A 581-nucleotide genomic window follows, 5' to 3' on the forward strand; every position below is an offset into this window, starting at 1 on the left:
GGTACCGACGTCCACATCTACAATTGGGACCAGTGGGCGCAGAAGACCGTGCCGGTGCCGATGGTGACCGGCCACGAATTCGTCGGCACCGTCGCCGACTTCGGCGCGGCGGTCACCGAATACAAGATCGGCCAGCGCGTTTCGGGCGAAGGCCACATCGTCTGCGGCCATTGCCGCAATTGCCGGGCGGGCAGGGGGCATCTGTGCCGCAACACGCTCGGCGTCGGCGTCAACCGGCCAGGCGCCTTCGGTGAATATCTGGCGATCCCGCAGCACAACGTCGTGCCGATCCCCGACGATGTGCCCGACGAGATCGCCGCAATCTTCGATCCCCTGGGCAATGCGGTCCACACCGCACTGTCCTTTGATCTGGTCGGCGAGGACGTGCTGGTCACCGGCGCCGGGCCGATCGGCATCATGGGTGCGCTGGTGGCGCAGTGCGTCGGCGCGCGAAAGGTGGTCATCACCGACATCAACCCGGTGCGGCTGGCGCTGGCGAAAAAACTCGGCGTCCAGCATGTGGTCGACGCGTCGAAGGAAAAGCTGCGCGATATCATGCCGGCGCTCGGCATGACCGAAGG

1 protein-coding gene is annotated in these 581 nt (G+C 65.9%); it reads left to right on the forward strand.

What is annotated here, in order from left to right; genetic code table 11:
* On the forward strand, window positions 1-581 hold a 581-nt coding region (locus tag AC0L3O_RS35485; RefSeq protein WP_473618163.1), incomplete at both ends, for an alcohol dehydrogenase catalytic domain-containing protein.

It is taken from the genome of Mesorhizobium sp. WSM4810, from assembly GCF_055811235.1.